This is a genomic window from Desulfurococcaceae archaeon MEX13E-LK6-19, from assembly GCA_029637525.1.
Classification (GTDB): domain Archaea; phylum Thermoproteota; class Thermoprotei_A; order Sulfolobales; family Desulfurococcaceae; genus MEX13ELK6-19.
In genome coordinates this window covers 264537-281136 of sequence record CP072660.1, presented here as the reverse complement: position 1 = coordinate 281136, position 16600 = coordinate 264537, and the positions used below count along the sequence as shown (strand labels likewise).

Annotated in this window: 24 protein-coding genes; 16 read left to right on the top strand and 8 right to left on the bottom strand. The window is 40.9% G+C overall.

All coding sequences use genetic code 11. The features are described 5' to 3' along the window. The 8 genes from J4526_01515 to J4526_01480 are packed head-to-tail and all read left to right on the top strand — an operon-like array spanning window position 1 to window position 3210. Window positions 1–435: a hypothetical protein gene (locus J4526_01515; GenBank protein WFO75592.1), complete on the top strand. Its 435-nt coding sequence runs from the start codon at window positions 1–3 to the stop codon at window positions 433–435. A 6-nt stretch (window positions 436–441) separates the two neighbouring features. Beyond that, window positions 442–693 carry a hypothetical protein gene (locus J4526_01510; GenBank protein WFO75591.1) on the top strand — a complete coding sequence of 84 codons (252 nt, stop codon included), beginning with the start codon at window positions 442–444 and terminating at the stop codon, window positions 691–693. Further along, window positions 693–1304: a hypothetical protein gene (locus J4526_01505; GenBank protein WFO75590.1), complete on the top strand. Its 612-nt coding sequence runs from the start codon at window positions 693–695 to the stop codon at window positions 1302–1304. The genes J4526_01510 and J4526_01505 overlap by 1 nt, the downstream gene beginning before the upstream one ends. Beyond that, window positions 1304–1441 carry a ribbon-helix-helix protein, CopG family gene (locus J4526_01500; protein ID WFO76278.1) on the top strand — a complete coding sequence of 46 codons (138 nt, stop codon included), beginning with the start codon at window positions 1304–1306 and terminating at the stop codon, window positions 1439–1441. Before J4526_01505 ends, J4526_01500 begins: the two co-directional genes overlap by 1 nt. Then, complete coding sequence (locus J4526_01495; GenBank protein WFO75589.1) at window positions 1438–1644, top strand: hypothetical protein; 207 nt, start codon at window positions 1438–1440, stop codon at window positions 1642–1644. The genes J4526_01500 and J4526_01495 overlap by 4 nt, the downstream gene beginning before the upstream one ends. Next, window positions 1644–2525, top strand: a complete 882-nt coding sequence (locus tag J4526_01490) for a hypothetical protein (protein ID WFO75588.1) — start codon at window positions 1644–1646, stop codon at window positions 2523–2525. The genes J4526_01495 and J4526_01490 overlap by 1 nt, the downstream gene beginning before the upstream one ends. Before the next feature lie 5 nt (window positions 2526–2530). Next, a complete protein-coding gene (locus tag J4526_01485; protein ID WFO75587.1) occupies window positions 2531–2959 on the top strand; it encodes a hypothetical protein in 429 nt (142 codons plus the stop codon). Beyond that, window positions 2956–3210, top strand: a complete 255-nt coding sequence (locus tag J4526_01480) for a hypothetical protein (GenBank protein ID WFO75586.1) — start codon at window positions 2956–2958, stop codon at window positions 3208–3210. The genes J4526_01485 and J4526_01480 overlap by 4 nt, the downstream gene beginning before the upstream one ends. A 14-nt stretch (window positions 3211–3224) precedes the next feature. Here the strand turns inward: J4526_01480 and J4526_01475 are convergent, their stop codons facing one another. The 5 genes from J4526_01475 to J4526_01455 form a co-directional block, all read right to left on the bottom strand. Then, entirely contained in the window at window positions 3225–3902 is a 678-nt protein-coding gene (locus J4526_01475) for a hypothetical protein (GenBank protein ID WFO75585.1), read from the bottom strand. 84 nt (window positions 3903–3986) lie between these two features. Beyond that, window positions 3987–4265: a hypothetical protein gene (locus tag J4526_01470; GenBank protein ID WFO75584.1), complete on the bottom strand. Its 279-nt coding sequence runs from the start codon at window positions 4263–4265 to the stop codon at window positions 3987–3989. Then, window positions 4252–5058, bottom strand: coding sequence for a hypothetical protein (locus tag J4526_01465; protein ID WFO75583.1), 807 nt, complete (start codon window positions 5056–5058; stop codon window positions 4252–4254). The genes J4526_01470 and J4526_01465 overlap by 14 nt, the downstream gene beginning before the upstream one ends. After that, complete coding sequence (locus tag J4526_01460) at window positions 5058–5528, bottom strand: hypothetical protein (GenBank protein ID WFO75582.1); 471 nt, start codon at window positions 5526–5528, stop codon at window positions 5058–5060. The genes J4526_01465 and J4526_01460 overlap by 1 nt, the downstream gene beginning before the upstream one ends. Window positions 5529–5534: 6 nt before the next feature. Beyond that, window positions 5535–6047 (bottom strand): hypothetical protein, encoded by a 513-nt coding sequence (locus tag J4526_01455; GenBank protein ID WFO75581.1) that lies wholly within the window; start codon window positions 6045–6047, stop codon window positions 5535–5537. A gap of 212 nt (window positions 6048–6259) precedes the next feature. Here J4526_01455 and J4526_01450 point away from each other — a divergent pair, with 212 nt between their 5' ends. After that, window positions 6260–7390, top strand: a complete 1131-nt coding sequence (locus tag J4526_01450; GenBank protein WFO75580.1) for a hypothetical protein — start codon at window positions 6260–6262, stop codon at window positions 7388–7390. 89 nt (window positions 7391–7479) lie between these two features. On the opposite strand, the gene J4526_01445 is transcribed toward J4526_01450, so the two are convergent. Further along, the gene (locus tag J4526_01445) at window positions 7480–7773 is read right to left on the bottom strand and encodes a hypothetical protein (GenBank protein ID WFO75579.1); all 294 of its coding nucleotides are present in this window, start codon (window positions 7771–7773) and stop codon (window positions 7480–7482) included. Window positions 7774–7889: 116 nt separating this feature from the next. Between J4526_01445 and J4526_01440 the strand changes: the two genes are divergently transcribed. From J4526_01440 to J4526_01420, 5 genes are all read left to right on the top strand, one after another. Next, window positions 7890–8153 carry a hypothetical protein gene (locus J4526_01440; GenBank protein ID WFO75578.1) on the top strand — a complete coding sequence of 88 codons (264 nt, stop codon included), beginning with the start codon at window positions 7890–7892 and terminating at the stop codon, window positions 8151–8153. Between the two features lie 32 nt (window positions 8154–8185). Continuing rightward, complete coding sequence (locus J4526_01435) at window positions 8186–8887, top strand: hypothetical protein (protein ID WFO75577.1); 702 nt, start codon at window positions 8186–8188, stop codon at window positions 8885–8887. A gap of 46 nt (window positions 8888–8933) precedes the next feature. Next, on the top strand, window positions 8934–9932 hold the full coding sequence (locus J4526_01430) for a hypothetical protein (GenBank protein ID WFO75576.1): 999 nt from the start codon (window positions 8934–8936) through the stop codon (window positions 9930–9932). A gap of 84 nt (window positions 9933–10016) precedes the next feature. Further along, on the top strand, window positions 10017–11156 hold the full coding sequence (locus tag J4526_01425; protein WFO75575.1) for a hypothetical protein: 1140 nt from the start codon (window positions 10017–10019) through the stop codon (window positions 11154–11156). 90 nt (window positions 11157–11246) lie between these two features. After that, window positions 11247–13259 (top strand): hypothetical protein, encoded by a 2013-nt coding sequence (locus J4526_01420; protein WFO75574.1) that lies wholly within the window; start codon window positions 11247–11249, stop codon window positions 13257–13259. Window positions 13260–13284: 25 nt separating this feature from the next. Here J4526_01420 and J4526_01415 read toward each other — a convergent pair whose 3' ends face one another. Beyond that, window positions 13285–13683 (bottom strand): hypothetical protein, encoded by a 399-nt coding sequence (locus tag J4526_01415; protein WFO75573.1) that lies wholly within the window; start codon window positions 13681–13683, stop codon window positions 13285–13287. A gap of 41 nt (window positions 13684–13724) precedes the next feature. On the opposite strand from J4526_01415, the gene J4526_01410 reads away from it, so the two are divergent. Both J4526_01410 and J4526_01405 read left to right on the top strand, forming a co-directional pair. Further along, window positions 13725–14660, top strand: a complete 936-nt coding sequence (locus J4526_01410; GenBank protein WFO75572.1) for a hypothetical protein — start codon at window positions 13725–13727, stop codon at window positions 14658–14660. A 165-nt stretch (window positions 14661–14825) separates the two neighbouring features. Next, window positions 14826–15566 (top strand): hypothetical protein, encoded by a 741-nt coding sequence (locus J4526_01405; GenBank protein ID WFO75571.1) that lies wholly within the window; start codon window positions 14826–14828, stop codon window positions 15564–15566. A gap of 11 nt (window positions 15567–15577) precedes the next feature. Here J4526_01405 and J4526_01400 read toward each other — a convergent pair whose 3' ends face one another. Then, on the bottom strand, window positions 15578–16417 hold the full coding sequence (locus J4526_01400; GenBank protein WFO75570.1) for a hypothetical protein: 840 nt from the start codon (window positions 16415–16417) through the stop codon (window positions 15578–15580). Between the last annotated feature and the right edge of the window lie 183 nt (window positions 16418–16600).

The window sequence follows — 16600 nt, the reverse complement described above, 5'->3', positions numbered from 1 at the left end:
ATGGTAGGCTTCCTCAGGTTTAATGGAAAGAGCATTGATCCTGCTGAGGTTCTCGATAAGAGTCTTGATGCTGTGACGACTGTTGCTAATGACCTTAGTGCTAAGATTGATACGCTTAGGGATGATGTGGAAGCGAAGATTGCTGGCCTGCGCACCAGAGTTGATTATCTTCAGAAGATTGTTGAGAATAATCTTGGCAAGCCTTCTTGGATCGATTCCATCGCTGTGTTCATCTACAAGAATAATCCCAATGTACGTTATTATGTTGCGAAGATCAAGGAGCTTCAGCAAGCCACGAAGACACTCAAGAACAATGGACACAAAGACATGGCTGCTAGGCTCCAGGACGAGATCGACAGGCTACATGCTGCCCTAAGGAAAGAGATCTTACAGGCATTAGTCCTTGTCATAGAGGAAAAACTCCTCGAGGAGTGATCGATAATGCCTTGCCACGATTATCATCCTAAGAGATTCACTGTAGAAGTTGATGAGCGGGACTATGAGGGCTTCATGACGCTCTGCCAAGAACTACTCAGTAGCAAGCCAATAGCTGCAACAAAAACGAGACTACATGGACTATGCCTAGAAGCAATCATGTCAATAGCCAACAAAGCACTCGAGATCATCAACGAGTCAGGGCTAACCATAGACGACTTCTTCAAACAAAAAACAACCCTAAAGGTGATCGAGTGATGATTGTGGGACACGGTAATGCTCCAAGGAAGCTGCTTGAGTTTCTTAGGGAAAGACTAGCGTATAATGATAGAGTGCTGATATATCCTGAGTTCTTTGACTCCAAGAATGACTTGATCAAGGGTAACTATATGAGCTATGTTAGGAAGCTATGGCTCTTTAGAAGCAAGATAGTTATTGCACTATACCCTGACTACATTAACAAAATATTGAATGTGCCCAAAAACATACTATACGTATATCCAGTTCACAATCTTGATAGGGATCCAGAATTCTATGATACACTCAGAGAACATGTAGACGTTATACCTGGATACGTAAGTATGCCTTCGTTAAGAGACTATAGTATCAAGGACTTCTGTAGTGTCTTCAACTGTAGCGAGTCATGGTACCTTGGTGCAAACTCGAGAGAGATCTATGAAGCAATAGAGTATGGGTTCTGGGGAGTAGATATTACACCATTAACAATACCTGGCTGGGGTTACAGAAACAACCTACAATACCATGAAGTAACAGCAATATTCATTGAAAAACTAACACAAGGCAAGATACTGAAGACAAAACATCTTCTCAGAATAATAAACATGAAAAAACACAAGGTGATCGAGTGATGCGTGTTGTCACATTTAAGATTGAGGAAGAGTTGCTCGAGAAAATTGATCTCCTGGCAAAGATCAACAACCTTAGCCGTAGTGAGTTGATACGAAGAGCTGTCAAGGCTCTAGTTGATGGTGGTGTGAGACCATGATGATTACCCAGCGTGAGGTACTAGAGGTCCTTAGGGAGATCAGACCCTTTAGCGAGACATCATTTAGACGCTATGTTATCGAGTTGCTCGAGGCACTCGATGACAGGGACCTAGAGAAACTCATAGTAAAATACCCCTCATATCTCGTGGTCTCCAAACAATCATTCTTCATACTCCAGAAACGCCAGCAGGTGATCGAGTAATGGTTGAGTGTTATTCTGGTATCATAGTCTATTCTGATAGTTGGGATAGGAATCTTGTTGAAGTATGTGGTGAGCCAAGGGAGTCCTTGGACGTTGTTGAAGTACATAATCCAGAGATAATGCTTGATCTCATTGAGTGGTTCAGCAAGGAGTACATCAAGTTTGCAGCGCTAGTAAAGATACTTATCGAGAATGATCTACAGTATCTCGTGGGTACACATAGTGCTATGGATAGGACTCTTGCTAGGCTCAAGAAGTTCCATAGGATACTGAAGCAACTGAGTATACCGTTAAAGAACCATGGTATAGGATGCGGTATTGGTCTTGACAAGCTATTCATCTATATTACAAGAGATCTGGAGACAGCTCTTAATGCACTAGAGTTCTTCAAAGACGATATCCATAGGATTCGTGACAGAGCCCATGAGCTGATATATCCATACCTTAGAAGGGCTCTCGAGAGACTCCTTGAAGTAGAGATAATCTATATGCCTTACAGGGATACATGGCGTCAATGTGGCGACGAGAGATACATTGTATGCGAGTTCAGAGCCAATAGGCTTGACAACGAGCTTGAATACAGTTGTAAGTTCACGAAGAGAAACCCATGGGTAAGGTGTAAACCCTATGAGCTATGCCATTCCAAGTCATTTAGTAGATACTTGTCTATCAAAGAAGTAAAGCAGATACTCGAGAAACAGATCAAGAGAGCCAGGGAGCATGAGGAACAATCACGAATATACAGAGAGTATATAGCATGCCTCGAGAAAGAGCCTGTGAAGATTTGTAACACCTACTTCTATGATAACTGTATCTTCCGCGATCCATGGTTCTCGTTCATCACTGATCTAGAGGACTTCATAAAACAATGCATGAGGTGACGGTATTGAGCGAGGGGCTAGTTCTAGCCAAGAAGGCGGTTCTGGGATACATGTTCTACTATAGGACCGACAGGGTTAGCTATAGGTTGTTGCATGATATGCTGTTTATACCTAGCCCTATAGCTGGTTCTCTCGGGCTAGTTAGTATCTATTGGCATAGCTTTGAGAGAGACATTAGGGAGCTTAGTCTTCAGGGCTACCTCGAGCCATTACACAACAAGGAGTCTAGTAGGAGTAAAGGCGTGTTCAGGGTAACCGATAAGCTGCTCGAGGAGTATGGCATAGGGAGAGACTGGATTAGAGCACCATTCTACCCCGATAGAGAACACCATTTGAGGCAGGTACTGGGAGTACCATTCCTAGAGATCCTTAGGTGGAAGATCGATTACCAGAAGCCATTTACGAAGAAGCCTGTAGCCAAGGTGGTAGCATGAAGGTTGTTGATTGTCGTAAATGCAGATTCTTTAGGAGTATCGAGGAACTGCCAGAACCTGTATTGATTAATGCTTGGGCTTGGATAGAGGAGAACAGGCCAGGCTCCAGGCTACTAGGATACTGCACTAGATACGATAGACCAGTAACACACTACCGCGGTAGATGCTACGGTTTCAAACCAAGAGAAGAACAATGGAAACCAGCAAAGTACACAATAACAGAATGGCTGGAGAAAATAATCGGACAATAATAAACTTATTTCTATTATGATTGTGGTGGGAATACTTGCTTTATATAGCAATTCTTGCATTTGCGATAAACACTATATCTAAATATATCACTTAAAGTATCCATAAAACCCTCTAAAAGTTTAATTATATAATCTGCTAATTCTGAAGCCGAACTAGCTTCAAAGGGGGCTTCTATACTTACACGAAGATAGTCCTTATGTTTTCTTTTATAAAAAGTAATGTTCATTTTTATCTCTATGCTCTTTTTCCCTATAGTTCTAATAACGTTCTCTATTGCATGTCCAGGCTTTTTAGCAAGTATATCTGGAAGAAGATAATTCTCTGGAAGCTTATGTGATATCATTACATCAATATTAAATGTCATAGTTCCAGAGACTTTAGATTGCCAGAGAGCTTTACGTAACCTGTACTTCCAATTCTTTGTTTCTATTAAAAATATTGGCGGTACTAATGATGCGAAAACATCAACATTATATTGATTTCCGTTGGACAATGTAACAATATATGATCTTGTTGCTTTCCATCCTCCTAATGTGTTAAAGAAATATGAGAACTGTGTATTAAGGGTGCGCTCCAACTCTGTTACCTTTACGGCAACAGACGCTCTCCACGCTAAGTAACTAAAGAGTACCGCCATTAAACCTGCAATGGCAGCTATAACACTAAGGGCTTCATGCAAAGACTCGAACACATTATACACCAGTCAAATAACCGTCTTCCAGCTTCTAGGATCTAAAGACTAAGGTTAAATTCTAAATATTTTTCCAATTTACGTTTACAGTATGGTATTTAACATATTCGCTATAACTGTTTGTACCATGATTATAGTATATGCAAGCAGTAATGTTTTGTTCTTGGTCTTTAGGACTCCAAGGTAGACTACTGCTGCAGCTACTAGCTTGACTGTGAGGAACGCTATTGGGTTTTCTATGGTTGGTGTTACCAAGGGGTTTAGTTCCCTGGCTCCATGTGATATGGCTAGGTAGGTTGTTAGTAGGTCCAGTAGCTGCAGCACTAATATATACATTAATAGTATCATGTTAGGCTTCTTCATCTCCTAGGATCCTCTTTCTTACTTCTTTCCATCTCTCATGGGCTGTAGTCAATGCTACGGCTGCTCTGGATTTGGTCTTTGCTTTCTCCATTACTTCGTCGAAGATCTCGCTGTAGGCTACACGCATTTTGAGGTATTTCTCATAGACTGGGTCCCCTGGCTTGAAGTGCCAGAACTTTATCCTGTAGACATTGTTTGTATCCCAGTAGAAGCCTTCACGGTTTGCTTTTTCTTTTCGCTCGTAGATGTAGGCTACGGCTTTCCATATCCCTCGTTTCTCATCATAGTACTCCTTGTAGGTGTTCACCTTGTACTTGTAGAGATTACCGTTCTCGTATATTGCTCGAGGCAAGTGTTTATCCGTAGTCATCGTTAGTATTAGTGGTCCACACCAAGTCCTCATCGTCTCGAAGTGTCCCAAAATTGATACTGCCAGTGGATCCCATGGGAAGTTCTTGACAAGCCTCATCCATGGACCTGCGTCGTCCCATATGAGTAATGGGTATTTGATGCCTTCTCTCCTAGCCTTCTTGCTCTTTTCCTCGAGCTCGAAGGGCGTGAATATGATTAGCTCATTGAGTACATAATCCCAGTCTCCAACGAAGCTATAGGCTAGCCTGAGTGCAAGGGTTGATTTCCCAGCACCAGTTGGTCCTTGTATGACTACTATTATGCTCTGATCCTTTAGAAGAGACTCCTTGTAGAGCCGTCTGGCAAACGCTGACCGAATCTTTATGCTCGTGGGAATACTGTAGGGTATACTGTGTGTATATATTCTCTCTTCCCCCATCACTATATCTCCTCCTCGTGTACTCTCCTTAGCCTGCTAAGCTGTATGTTCTGTAGGATCTTCCATGCTCTTCCGCCAGCGATCGCTATCATCTCCTTGACTCCCTGTCTTTTCACGGCTCTCTTTGTCAGTAGGTAGTATTTGATGAAGTTAAGTAAGAACGGATCTGGTATAGCTTTAGCTACGGCTACTAGCGTGGCTATTGCTCGTTGCTCTCCCTTGCTTAGGTCTGTTAATGTGAATAGGGATCTGCCCTTGGGGCTCGCTAGGAGTTCCAGGGCTTTCTTCTGTGCTGCTACTATGTCTCCCTCTAAGCCTTCCCAGAAGTCATCAAGGTCATCGTCTTCCTCGGTGTCGATCGGCGGCTCGATATCGAATACAGGATCCAGGTCTTCTTTCCTCTTCTTCTTAGAACCCTTATCATCCAAGCCTGGAATGGATAGATCCTCGTCTCCCTTCTTCCTCTTCGCCACATGGGATCACCTCGCTGGACCAATAATGATCTTATAACCAAGCATTGGCAGAATGAAGAACTCTAGAAGGAACACCAGCACCATACCCATGAAGACGTAGGCTAAGGCTTCTCCACGAGTCACCCTGAGGGGTTTAAGCACACGGTCTATAGACTTGGATACTATGTAGGTGGCTAGGCTCCTAGGGTTAAGCATAACCATTGACAACTTGGCTTTCTTCATCTTCTCGGCAAGCTCCTTATCGTTTATTTCCTCTGGCTCATAGAACACGTTGTAGTCTCGATGGACAATGTAGGCTAGATAGGTTCTCTTACCTATCCTAATTGGGGAAGGCTTAAGGTTCACGGGCGGTCTATAGACACGCTCCTTGTCTCTAGTTACTATGCTTCCATCACTTTGCCTAACGGCATCAACGATTTCATATCCCTCATTTGATACAATGATGAGCTTGAGGCTATCGATCTTCTCAATGTGGACCTTGGGTAAACGGATCTTTATCTCGGGGAGTCTTAACTGCATTAACTACACCATCAATAGGATCTTATTGGCGCTTATATAGTCTGAATGAGCTAATGTAAGCTTATGTAGTCCCTCATAACCCTTCTTTAAACCATTCACATGAAGACCTTTGTTGAACACTATTCAGCTAGGGATCAGAGTGCAAGTCTACATGATCGTGGTTATCGTGTTCCCCATAGCACTGATGATAGTTTTCTCTATGGTGGAGAGGAATGAGGAAAAGCATTGTGCTAGCTAGCCTCATACTCCTTCTCATACTACAGTACCACATCGTTGTCGAAGCAGGTAGCACTATAGGACCAGGGATTAATACAAGCGAATCATGGACAGCACCTAATGATATTAATGTATGGACTGTTGAGGCGGTGTTCACGACTTCTAGCGACCAGTATGGCTACTACAACTTCTATATCGCGTTGAAGAATGACTATGATAGTAAAGACCATTGGGTATATGTCGAGCTTATCGATGACTCTACTGGCAGCACTATAGCTAGCAACAACATAACGGTTCCTGGCGGGACAGGGCTTACATCATACCTGGTCCTAGAAAACGTGTCTATCACAGCGAATACCGTGTACAGGCTACGTATTGTCCTCGATAAAATGATTGGTATAATGCTTTATACTGAGGACAAGGACCCGAGTATACACCTGTTCATCAATGGTGTTCAGCACGACGAGTATGAGCTAGCGTTCCTCGGGGTACCAGTTGATATTGTTGCTCCTTCTCCCGAGGCAATACTATTGTCTCACACCGAGACAATTAATGATGATGGTGTTATAGTCAGATTAGAGCTTGAGTTAAAGAACTGGAAGCCTAGTAGCGAAGTCGAGATCCATTTAGAGGAGAGCTGGTATAGTGATATGGCTATTGTTACCGTCGACGAGAACGGTTCTTGGAACGGTACAATAATATTTCGTGTAAAAATGATTGAGGAAGGGACAAAGATTTATGTAAGAGGATATGATCAAAATGGAGTCTATCATAGAATAGAAATCATTGTATATAACGAAACACTAGTCCCACCAACATGGCTGGATCTTGTTAGACAATATGTTCAAGCCATTATCAGCTATGCATCCCTTATATTCACAGTCGTAGTAGCGGTTATACCCTATGCTGGCTCCTTGTGGGTTCTAGCGTTGCTTTCAAGCATAATAGCATGCATAAAAGAATGGAGTATCAAGCCATTATTCGACTTCTTCTACAAAAACTATACCGCCCTGATATCTCTCGCCAATTTATTACTAAAGGTAGCCGAGAAACTGTATCAAGGTGCAAAGTTTCTCATAGACATTTTGACACGCATAGCTGAAACCATCATAATGTTAATTAAATAATCTCGTCGAGTATCATCTTCACAAACCTATAGCCTAGGTAACCGAAGCCAGTAGCTAGAAAGACTACTAGGATAAAGGTTACTGGGTCATCATACCACACTTTTAATCACCTCACGAGCTATATAGATCTCGATATTAGACTTCGATAACTGTTCCTCTAAGAAACGTACCCTAGGATCATTCTCATCACCTTCAATATGGACAATCAGTTTGTACTTATCAGAAGGATATTCGTCTTTAATAGCAAAGATCCATGCTGCAAGCTTTATATAGAGATAGAGCGGGATCCTATTCCTAAATGATCTTGATGTAACTATTTTGGTGGTCTTACGATCTACGAGAAAAGCTTTTAATGCTATAGGCTTGTTCTTTACCTTACCCATTTTCGATCACATATAGTGACTTGTTTAAAGCCTTATTTAAGCTGGAGGAGCTGATTAGAGCTTTCTTCACTATTCCACGCAATTAAACATAAATATCAAGTCTATTTGTGGGTGAGATGATGCGTGGAATTGGTAAGCTATTAGCCAAAATAAAGGGTCTTCCATTCCAGTCTCTAAAGAACTCTAAGGTAATAACAGCAATAGCTATAATAATTACTGTTGCAACACAAGGTCAAACAACTGTTGACACAACCCAAATGACAGAGTTAATAACAAGCCTATTGCCGTTACTCATACTGATGATTAGCATAGCTATACCTCTAATGTTCTTTAAGTATATCATGAAGTTTATCGAGAAACTCCTTAGCGGCTTCGGCTAACACCATTATTTCAGCAACTTTGGTGATGCGAAATGAACAAGATTTTTGCGGTACTAATCATAGCAATAATATTAGTCTGTCCAACGGCTCTAGCGGCTTCCTGGGGCAAGTACCAAGCTTATGAAGAAATAGGCATTCCCGCTAATGAGCTATCTAGCACAGGTATAACATGGCACCCCCTATCAAAGCCCTATGATACTAGTAATTTACTCATTGGTATACAGCCAGTAAACATAGTGTTCAACTCGACTGCTGTTGAGAAGAAGTTTGTTATAGAGCTGGCGGGTGCTGATACAGGTTATCACCTAGATCTAGCGTTCTATGATACAGGAGTAATAGATATTGTTGAAACCACGCCAAGCGGTGCTACTAAATTAGCTGATACCCTATCAAGCGGCATAAAATGGCAGAACCTAGACTTCATTATAGTATCAATTAATGGCTCTACAGTGAAAATAGAAGCTAGTAATGGTACAGTGCTGGCTATAGTTACATGGAATACCGTCCCAACAGCCATAGAGCAGATTGGAGCTAGCGGCGGAGACAAAGCTGTAGAAAGCGGTACAGTTTATGTTGCTATACTATATGATCCATACACTGAGCTAACAAGAACAACTACAGAAACAATATACGCATTCATGCCGCTACTAATAACAATGATTGCCCTAGGTCTCGTACTTGTATTCTTCAAAACGATCATGAAAACATTTCAAAAAATACTAGACAAACTTTAAAATCAATCTTTTTCTTAACCATCAATATTTCTTTAAGGTGAAAGAATTGAAGAAACTAATGCTATTACTAATAATGATTATAGCTGCTTCCTGTCTTGGAGCATCTATATCGTATTCTCTGGGCTATACATCTGGAGAGTTAAACAAAGACATGTTGAGACATTTTCTTGAAGAACAATATGTTGAAGAGATAGGTCTTCTTAGGGCTTCAACTATTGTTGAGCCAGATAATACAACGATCTATATAGCTAATGACAACGTTTTAGCTGCTAGGGCTTTGGCAGTTCTTGGTTCTCCTCTTGCATCCAAGGTCTTAACCAAGTTGAACAATGAGTATGGTGGAGGCTGGAATGGTAAAGTGGATATTCTTCTTGGTAGAGATATACCTGATACCTTCTATGGAGACTATAAGGAGTACTTGGGAGAGATAAATGGTTATACAATAATGTACGAGAAAATGAATACTAGTATAGTGTTAAAGGACTGGTATGAATATGCTGATCTCCTTGTATACCATGCATTAGATAGGCTACTCTGGGGTTCCAGGCCTGAGGCTGAACAGACTTTCTTAAATTTGACGAAAATGTGGGACGGATACGGCTTCTACGATATAGTCGTTAAAGACTATGAAAACAAAACTGGAGTAAGACTCTACCAAGTCTACAAGTGCGCCTTATTCGTCTATCTCTATAGAGCACTGAACTATGCTGGATCGAGTATAATCCATGACTATAAGAACATCTATGACAAATGTCTATGGATAATCAGCAAAGCACAGGACCCTGTCTATGGCGGTATCCATACAGACTATAGAGTAGAGAATGGTAAAATCATTATCCAAGGAGACATGAACGTTGAAACTACAAGCATAGTCGTACTGGCCCTTTATTCGGATTATCCTAGGTTTATAGGGGAAAATGCTAAACCCAGTTCAAATGTCTACATTATTTCTAATGTTTATGAGATAACATATACCATAGCTGGATATTCTATTATGTTAACATTCTTGGCTGGAGTAACAAGGATATTTAGGAAAGCCTTGTAGTAGCCTATATGAGGTATTTTAAGCTCGTTTTAGCTGTTCTATCTTTTCTCTTTCTCACTCACTAAATTAAACCGAGGTGATTACATGAATAGAGTTGTTCTTGTAGCAATACTATTAATCACAGTAGCGTCATTTTCGATCCAAGTAATGTCTGCTGAGATACCAGAGTATAGTGAGCTTCAAGGGAACCTAGTAGCTAATCCATCGTTTGAACAAGACTTAGAGGGTTGGCTAGTCTATGAATATACTCCTGTTATAGCTAAAGACATAGTATACCATGGGAGTAACTCTCTGTACTTTGATTGGATCCCTTCAAGTCATGTAACGATGGTTTATCAGTACATAGATGATGTCGATAACTTCATCATGATCTTCCATGTGTATCCATTATCAGATAATTACCAGTACAACGAGTACTGGAATGACTACGTGGCAATTGACAGTATTGGAGATGTTCTTGAGGGACGTATTAGTGTAGAGATCGATTACTACAACGATCAATTAGTGTTTGTTTCTAAAGTCAACGACTATAAGTACACATATCGACTAAATCTCCCAGTTAATAGGTGGGTGAAAATAACTATAATAAAAGTAGACGGTAAAGCAATGTTCTATATTGACGATCAGTATATTACGTCTCTTCCAGCACTTAATGACTGCTTTAACCGTGTTATGATATACCATAACGGATACCATAGCCCATGGTATTTTGACGCCGTCTATGTTGGTAGAATACCTAAGCTCTATGTAGTTGCTAACGGTGGTATGGGTCAGCACTATGAGGATACAAGTAATAATATATTAAAAGCTGAAGTGTACGTCATCGAAGATAGTGGCTCGGCAATCACATACATTAGATACAAGACCGATATAACAATTGCTGGTAACTATGTCTTCTACATACCGATAGAGTATCATATAAACTATGGTATTGAATGGGGTGGAGAAGTATACGCTCTGCTTAAAATAAAGGTATACAATAGTAATGGCATTGTAATAGATTATTATGAGAAATATCTGGTCTATGAATCTGGTGACATAAGTGATGTAGTGACGATTAATGGTTTAGAGAAATACAACAAGCTACTATACTTGGAGCCTGGTACTTACTACGTGGAAGTGAGAATAGTACTATATGCTGAAGGATGGGAAGGAGAAGCATATATCGATATGTATGGCTCGAATTACTATGCAGATCTATATGTGCTGGGATATGAGGTATAAATCTCAAAAACTTTTTTAAGCTTCATTTAGCCTTCTTCAGCCCCTATACCCCATCTCCTGTGATCTCTTATCCTTTCTTGGTGGGATAAAGTGGTGAACAAATACATATCTATAGTTATTCTATTGGCTTTACTGGTATCGTTCATTCCAATTACAGTAGGTGCGTCAGGTGTACCAATTGAGACTATAAAGGACAGAGTAGTAAAGGCATATAGCTACATAATAGCCTTAAAAAGAGATATGGGTACCTATGGCGTTATATCAGAGTATCCAAGTATACCAATAATTGTTAAGGCAAGTGATGACAGTATTTTCTGGATTCCAGGACTAAAATACTATGTCTCAAGCGATGACTACTACTATGTTGAGATACATGACCAAACAATAGAGGAAGGCTACTATGGAACATTCTATAGATGGTACATGGACTTGAAGTATTCTTGGTATAGCGGTGATGTTGGTACTGATGAAGTATGGGCTACATTAAAGATAACAGAATACCGTGGATATCCCTATAGCTACTTAAGAATTGAAGTAACCTATGTGGCTGGTTATGTAAGCAGTATAATGAGTAATTGCGAGATATACTTCGCGGGAAGCAAAGTAGGAAATGTTATTCAGGGCAACACATACACGATATCTCCATTATCTGACTCACCAATACCTTCCATGAGAACATCGGTAAGGCATGTTGATGTAATTGGTGCATTGATCCTAGCTAACTTGGGAGACTATAGTGAAAGTGAAGATATATGGAATCTAGCACAAGCAATAATGTTTAATGTATTTCAAACAGACAAACCGTTGTATGATATCTATAATTCGATGATGCAAGGCTTTGATTATACAGGTCTAATAGAGGCACCGAATGAGTGGCACTTCTATGATGGACAGTGGTTTAGCTATGGTCTAGGCTACAGCAAGATCTGGGAATTCTTTGAGTCCCAGGGATGGATATGGACAACATACCCATTATACCCATATAAAAGCAAGATTGTATCAGCAGCAGAAGCATCCCATACAAATGGCGGATATTTGTTCTTAAGTACTCAAGCACTACTAGACGATCCATTGCTGGATGCATGGCAAGGACTATACTATGCTTATACTGGTGACTGGGGCAATGCATTGAATAAATGGAATGAAGTAGCGAGTAAGTGGGATGGAAACGGAATAGTCTTTAGTAATCAAATAGGCTATAGCACTGTTAGACTTGCTGCAGCCCTAGCACTTGGCAGTGTTCTGGCGGGACACGGTTTAATCTCTTGGGATATACCCGACCAAATGGCGAGTGTGTTGGTACAGCTACAATGGAGTGGAAGTGGATATTATTCGCCTGACGGCAATACTGTATTCTATGTGGTAAAACCTGATCATGCAGGCGGATTCTTGGTAAGCTATGGACCCATAGGAAGCTATGGATTTGTACCATTTAGACCAAGCCTTGTAGAAGACATACTCAAAAAAGTTACTGACGTTATGCCCCCTGAATACGGCGGAATTCTACCCACAAATGCCGAAACAACCCTACTGTCCATGGCTGCACTTATGCAGTATGCGTATAACAAGTATGGTGTAAGGCCTGAGAGACTACTATTTAATATAGAGCCAGATTCGGTGTATGGGTCAGGAGAATACTCTGTCTCTTTCTTTGAAGGAAAATCCTACCATAAAGTATACAGCTACTTTATTGAACCATCAACAAGCGTAAGCCGTTCCGTTGCTGGTGCGATATGGAAAATTGATATGCATTACACTAGCAGAGACGTATCATTTACTATACATGGTCAATTCAGATACTATGTCTACGTAGATGGAGAAGCAGACGCACAAGTACGAGTATATGTTTACCTCACAGACGCACAAGGAAACATAATATATCAACGACAATTGTACAACAAGTACTACTATCCCACAACATCAAAAGAAGAATCGGGAACAATAGACTTCAGTTTCACCAAAACGCTTAGTCCAGGAGAATACTACCTCAAAATAGAAGTAGTGGCAACGACTTCTGCATATGATGGTATTGCAATCGTTGATGTATATAACAGTGATAACTACATCTTTGTTTTTAGTGTAAACGCCCAAGTATCTAGTTAAAATTAAACTTTTTCTTCCACAATATTCATGTTGTTAACCAGTACATGAATTCTATTGTAAGCCATGTCATTATGCAGAGACCTGCAAGCGTACCAAGGGTGATTCCCAATAGAGTATATGATTTCCCTCTAGTTTTCCTTGAAGCGTATACCGAGAGAACTATTGCGAGAACTAGAGGAAGCGGTGAGATTACTATGAACACCCTTAATACAACGTTTTGTATTGGCTCAACTAGGTCTATTAAGCCATGGAAAAACGGGACAGCATAAATTATGTAGAAGTTTATAATTGAGCCAATAACAACCACAATGAATGAAAGAATAGCAAAGCCTAGAAGATTATTAAACATGGTCAGCCTCAAGGCGATCATCCAGTTATTTACTTCCAACAAGAGCTTATATAAGTCTTCTTGAGCTGTTACCATCTACTTCTCTCCATTCCTAGTTTTAACCTGGTGGATCAAGATTGACTAAACGGAAAAAGAAGACCAAGAAGAAGGCTAAGAAGAAGTATAAGCATATCTACTTTGAGTCCAAGGAGCCTGGAAGAGACTCCGTTTTTGCTTCTGTGAAAGATATTGGTAAAGTAGGTGTCAACACTAAGAAAGAGTTTATCGAACTATGTATGTCCCAGCTAGCGGACCTAGCGGATCTTAAGACGAAGAATAAGCAGGACCAAGTTATACCCTTTACGTTACAGTTATGGAGTCAGAGATGCTTTGTCCTCAGGCAAGTCAATAAGAAAAAGAAGTTTGGGCTTGGTAGGCTAGTCGATTACATAGACCGTGTTGGCAGGGCTTACCTAGCCAAGAAGATAGGGCTAGTCCAGCTTGCCGAAGCCCTGGATAAAATAGCTAAGAAATATGGTGTATCAGTCAAAGAGGCAAGGGAGATAGCCAAGAAGGTTACTCAGCAAAAGAAGGTCCTAAAAACACTGCTAGACTACATAGACGGCAGGATCGAGGAGACAATCATCAGTATCGCTAAGAAGAAGGGTATAAGCAAGAAAGAAGCGGTCAAACGGGTAAACAAGGTAGGTAAACGGGTAGCCAGAAGGCTTAGATCAAGATTTGACGCTGAGACAAAGCGGATAGCTGAGTATCTATGGAGCATGATACCAGACAAGTACAAGCGTAAACCCTTAAGGATATGGTACTACGTCATGGTCCTGTGGCTAGCCTACTACATAAGAAAATACTGTAGCAAGAAGGGTATCGACTGGCGTGTAATCGACTGGGCAAGTGAGATCGATTGGAAGCAGGGATACAGCTACGCAAAAGAATACGTGCTATCAATACTCAGAACAACACTAGACAGGTACGAAGAGATAACGGAAAAAGACATAGACCAGATGATGAGGTATTATGAGGAACAAGCAAGAATACTAGCCCAATACCATTAGTTCATTCTTTTTATTATTAAAGAGTATTTTTATTGTTAGCTAATTGACCGTCTTCTATAGTAAATAGAAAAAAATAGTTCTTAATTTGGAGGAGTATATTAAGAATTAGTTGGAAAAGTAAGTAGCCGTGTTTCATGCGATTATACTCTCCTTGGGCGTATTGTCATGAGTCTTAGAGATAAGGTATTGATGTATCTGCCTAACTGGGCAGAAGCATTCTCCATAGTAAAGGATCAGGTATGGGGTTATGAAAAGCTTGGATTAAGCAAGTTTGGTCTTAGAAATCAGTTAGAGCCAGGAATATGTTTAAGGCTAAAAGATGTATTGGAGTCCCAAGGAAGCGAAGTATATCTTAATGTTAAAGGAGTTGCTGCACCAATATTTGATACAGATATAGACGTATTGGAGTTTAGAGATGGTAAAGCAATTGCTTATGAAGTTAAAGGGCTCAGGGTTAAACGTAGGGGTCGTGGAAAAGAAAAGGTATTAAGCGGTCCTGGAGCACTTGAAGGGGCGGAACAGGCATTAAATCATTTACTTAATGCAGGTTTTTCTGTAGATTACGCCTATCTTGTTCATCCCGCGCTAATGTTTCGTGGCTATATACTAAGGACAGCGATTATACTTGATAGACTTACACCTTTAGGCTACATAGTAATTACACCCATAGGTGAACTTGTTGAGCTAGTAAAACCAAGACCTAACCCACTCAAAGGTACTCAGAAGCTAGCTGATATACCCAGGAACGCTATTTTAGGTGTAGACCCACGGCACCTAGAAAAAATGCTCGAGAAAGAGATTGAAAGAGACACGGGTATACCTATTGACTTTAGTATAGGAGAAGTAGTTAAGATTCATGATATATTGAAAAATTTTGGAGAATACATCAAGAAGCGTGTAATTTAAAGACTTCTCTTTCAAGACTTCAGCTGGTATAGCTTAGAAATAATGTTCTGTTTTAGCCATTCCGCGTATTTCTGGTAGTATTGGTCTGCTAGCGTGGTTAGTTTTAGGTAGTGTTTTGAGAGTATTTCCTGTGGTATTCGTCCCTGGATGAAGTTTACTACTTCCTCGGGTATTCCTAGTCCCAGCATTTTGGTGGCAACCCATTTCCTAATGTATTTTGGCGGCAGGAGCTTGTTCTTGGATGCCCAGTTGCTTATCCATTTGTTGCTAGCTTGTATCCTTGGTGGTTTCTCGATTGTGTAGCAGTAGAAGGCTTGTTTGCTTCCACGCTTCCATGATAATGGGTACTTGTAGAATCCGTTTAACTTGATCCACTTTTCCTCATCATGCTCATTAATGAGTTTCACGACTTCGCTTAGCCTTAGACCACTATATACAAGTATCTTGTATATCCAGCAAAGCTCCTCGGAGCTGCTGCAAGCCCTCGTGAGAGCCGTGAACACGTCTTCATCGCTGGGTATATAGAGGTCTATCCCGCTCCTCTTTACCTTAATCTCCTTCCACAGGTCCTCTTTACCAGTAAACTTGAACCAAGCCTTGTAGGCTAGTCTACTCCACTTATTATCTGGGTCAAAGGGTTTCAGAAGATACCTGGCATACTGTTTACATGTCTCCTCGCTGGTCCCCTTCTCCATGCACCACCTTAGGAACCTGGCTAGCCTACCAGGAGTTATCCGTATATTAAATGATGGACCTGTAGTTAACTCTTGACCCCGTGAAGAACTGGGATCAAGGTCTGGCAAAGGAGTGTGGGGCTCAGGACCCGATGGCGTAGGCCTGCGTGGGTTCAAATCCCACCCCCCGCACCACTCTCTAACAAGCAATAGGTTCCTAATGGCCTTCTCCAACAGCAGGTATAGATGACGCTCTCTCGTTTTAGCCCTAATCTTTGTCACTTTCTCTAATACAAGGTATCTATAGATGTATCCATTTTTCTTTGTCTTTCCATGTTGAGGTACATGATTCGAAACCCA